The 3,039-nt window shown below is 38.0% G+C and carries 3 protein-coding genes; all 3 read right to left on the reverse strand.

Annotation, left to right across the window (positions count from 1 at the left end; genetic code table 11):
• Positions 1 to 65: 65 nt before the first annotated feature.
• Genes JHC30_01270 through JHC30_01280 form a run of 3 tightly spaced genes read right to left on the reverse strand, consistent with a single transcriptional unit; the run spans position 66 to position 2,678 of the window.
• Entirely contained in the window at positions 66 to 893 is an 828-nt protein-coding gene (locus JHC30_01270; protein MCI4462784.1) for an ABC transporter permease, read from the reverse strand.
• Complete coding sequence (locus JHC30_01275) at positions 884 to 1,702, reverse strand: ABC transporter permease (GenBank protein ID MCI4462785.1); 819 nt, start codon at positions 1,700 to 1,702, stop codon at positions 884 to 886. The genes JHC30_01270 and JHC30_01275 overlap by 10 nt, the downstream gene beginning before the upstream one ends.
• A complete protein-coding gene (locus JHC30_01280; GenBank protein ID MCI4462786.1) occupies positions 1,686 to 2,678 on the reverse strand; it encodes an ATP-binding cassette domain-containing protein in 993 nt (330 codons plus the stop codon). Before JHC30_01280 ends, JHC30_01275 begins: the two co-directional genes overlap by 17 nt.
• Between the last annotated feature and the right edge of the window lie 361 nt (positions 2,679 to 3,039).

Here is a 3,039-nt window from a genome sequence, read left to right on the forward strand (position 1 = left end):
ATGATTATGTTTCAGGAGAAGTCCTCAACATCAACGCAGGAAGGTATATGAATTAGGGTTAGCAATTAAAACGCTGTTGTTATGTCGATATAGCCTTTTTTGACAGCAGTTTTCAACGCAAAGTTAATGAGAATAAGACCAATAATAAAGTATGAAATGTTAATAGCATATGTAAACGATACAAGACCAAAGGTGGAGTACCCGCTTAAAAATGTTGTAAGGTGTCTTCCAAAAAGAGCATACCTTCCAAGTTCAATTGCAGAAGAAAGTGGAAAATAAAGAGAAGCAAAGTAGCCAAATTTTGGAAGAATCGTTGGAGGAAACATTGCACCACTTATTAAGAATAGTGCGCCAAAAAGTATATCCATAACGCTTGTCTCTTCTCTTATCGATAAAAGGTAGTAACTTGCAAACATAAGAGCAATTCCAAAGGAGCCAATAAAACCAGCAACAAGAGCCGCCATTAGCAGCCAGACGTTAACCGAAAGGGTTAATCTAAAAACAGGAATAAATATAAGTAACACAATAATGCTTGCAGAAACCTGCAAAATCACATAGCCTATAGCCCTGCCAAGCGTGTATATTACATAGTTCGTTTTTGAGACGATAATATATTTAAGCATCCTGTAGTGCTCCCTATCGTCAATTACAGTAAAAGATGTGTTGAAAAATAATGAAGAAAAAACAAAGTAAAAAAGAGAGCCAACAAAAGCAAACCCGAAAACATCAGTATTAAATCCCCTTGCAAGAAAACCGTAAATTATAATTACAGGAAGCGTTGTCGAAAATGCAAAAAGAAGAATATAGATAGCATAAAGCCACTTTTTGGTCCAGTTGCTCTCGATTTGTATACCTACATAAATTGACGCAATTAAGCCCCTGATTATTGCCATTTTAGTGTTAATTTACCTTCCCTCTTGGAAAGCATCTCAATGTAGACAAGCATCTTAAGAGCAATAACGAGGAAAAGAGTGCCAAGTGCAGCAAGAATCGCAGCCTCAATCTTCCAATGTAGAAACCACATTTTATAACTCTTTAAAAGAATTTGCCTCAAAGCGTCAAGCCCAAGGGCAAGGGGAATTGCAGAAACGATTGCAGCAAAAGTAGTCCCTAAAACTTTTATAGGAAAGTAAAATCCCGAAGCAATTGATACAGGGTCTTGAATTAGTAACATGACTCTCCATAATTCTCTTCCGTAAAAAAGGAAAAGTGCAGAAAACATCATGCCAACTGAATAAAGTGCATATATAGAAATAAAAAAGACTATGATGGCTGCGGAAGGATTCGAAACAAGAATTGTAACTTTAAAGACAAAAACTCCAACAAAAAGGACAAGAAGAGCCCTGAAAGTTGTATGGATAAAACCGCCTAAAGTGAGCCCGAGTAAAAATGCTGAAAGTGGTGCAGGCGAAAGAACTATCATTTGAAGATTTCCCATCTCTTTTTCCCAATATAGCTGTGATGCAACCGACCAAAGCACATTGAGCCAGTAAGGCGTCATAAATCCGCCAAGAAGGATAATTCCCGCAAACTCTTCGCTTGCGTTAATACTTCTGAAGACATAAATATATGTAGCCATTGTGAGGAATGCACCTATCACTGAACTTATCATCCAGTTTAGGTCTCTTTTGAACTGTGCTACAACCCTTACATAGGCTCTTGCCCAAACAGTTCTAAGATATAACTCAACTTTCTTCTTCATCCTCTAACCTTTTTCCAACAAGTTTAATAAAAACATCCTCAAGAGTTGGTTCTATTTTCCTTAATGTCAAAATGTCTTTTTGGGTTTCGACAATCTTTTGAATAACATTTGCAATCATGCGCTCTTCAGGTAGACTTAGATTTATAATACTTCTATTGCTTTCAAAATCATGCTTAATTGAGCAAGCGATGCCCAGATCATCTAAAAAATTCTTAATTTCCTCGGAAGTTTCTTTTGAAAGAAGCATCGTCTCTATTTCAAAGTACTTTTCACTTGAGATAGATGACTTTAAGTTTTCAGGAGTATCAAGCGCAACTATCTTGCCCTTGTTTATGATGGCTACCCTGTTGCATAACTCGTTTGCCTCTGCCATATAATGTGTCGTAAGAAGAACTGTCCTCATTGGCTTTTCCTTTACCCAGTTAGATACAATATTTCTAATTGTGCGTGCCGCCTCAACATCAAGCCCAATTGTAGGCTCATCTAAAAATAGAATTTTGGGATCGGTAATCAAACCCCTCACAAGGTTAATCTTTTGCATCATCCCAGTTGAAAGCCTGTTTAGGAGAGTAGATCTTGCATCCCACATATCTACAAGTTTAAGATAGTATTCGATCCTCTCGTTTGCAATTTTGTTAGGTATTCCGTAAAACTGTGAAAACATCCAGAGTGCTTCCTTTACAGTAAGGATGCCGTACCCAGCAGACTCGCCACCTGAAACCAGGTTTATAATTTCCCTTATTTTTTGCACCTCAGAAAGGACATCAAAACCACCAACAAACGCTCGGCCAGAAGTAGGATACAAAAGTGTCGAAAGGATTTTTATAGTTGTTGTTTTTCCTGCGCCATTAGGTCCTAAGAAGCCAAATATTTCACCCCAGTTTACATCAAAGGATATGCCATTAAGAGCAAGAAAACTCTCCTTACCTTTTCTGTATATACGAGTCAAATTCTTAACAACAATTGCTTTATCCATTCACATCACCTTTTTAGATACAAGCATAGTGTATAGGATTTCAAGAAGTTTGTCAATAATAAATGAGTTATTAAGATTTGTTTTTGGGTGGAGTTGGAGGAGGGTCAGTTCACCTCCTCGATTTAGAGAAGACCCCTCGCAAATGCGGCTCGGGGTGACAAATAACGGGAAGGGCAAAAGTCCCCCCTTTTGAACCGACGCGAAGTGTCGTCCTGAGCGTAGCGAAGGATCTCCGCCTTTTCCCCAAAAAGACTTTAAATTCTTTCTGGGGGAGTGTTGAGGGGGTGAACATCACCCCCTCAAATAATTGATAGCAATTTCTTTGAAATTTCGTTTTGTTTTGCGATGTATTTCTCAATAT

This window comes from Caldisericum sp., from assembly GCA_022759145.1.
In the GTDB taxonomy this organism is placed as follows: domain Bacteria; phylum Caldisericota; class Caldisericia; order Caldisericales; family Caldisericaceae; genus Caldisericum.

Bases quoted from the DNA above. Each gene is read 5' to 3' on its own strand.
- JHC30_01270 (MCI4462784.1), bottom strand. From the start codon at position 893: ATGGCAATAATCAGGGGCTTAATTGCGTCAATTTATGTAGGTATACAA.
- JHC30_01280 (MCI4462786.1), bottom strand. From the start codon at position 2,678: ATGGATAAAGCAATTGTTGTTAAGAATTTGACTCGTATATACAGAAAA.
- JHC30_01275 (MCI4462785.1), bottom strand. From the start codon at position 1,702: ATGAAGAAGAAAGTTGAGTTATATCTTAGAACTGTTTGGGCAAGAGCC.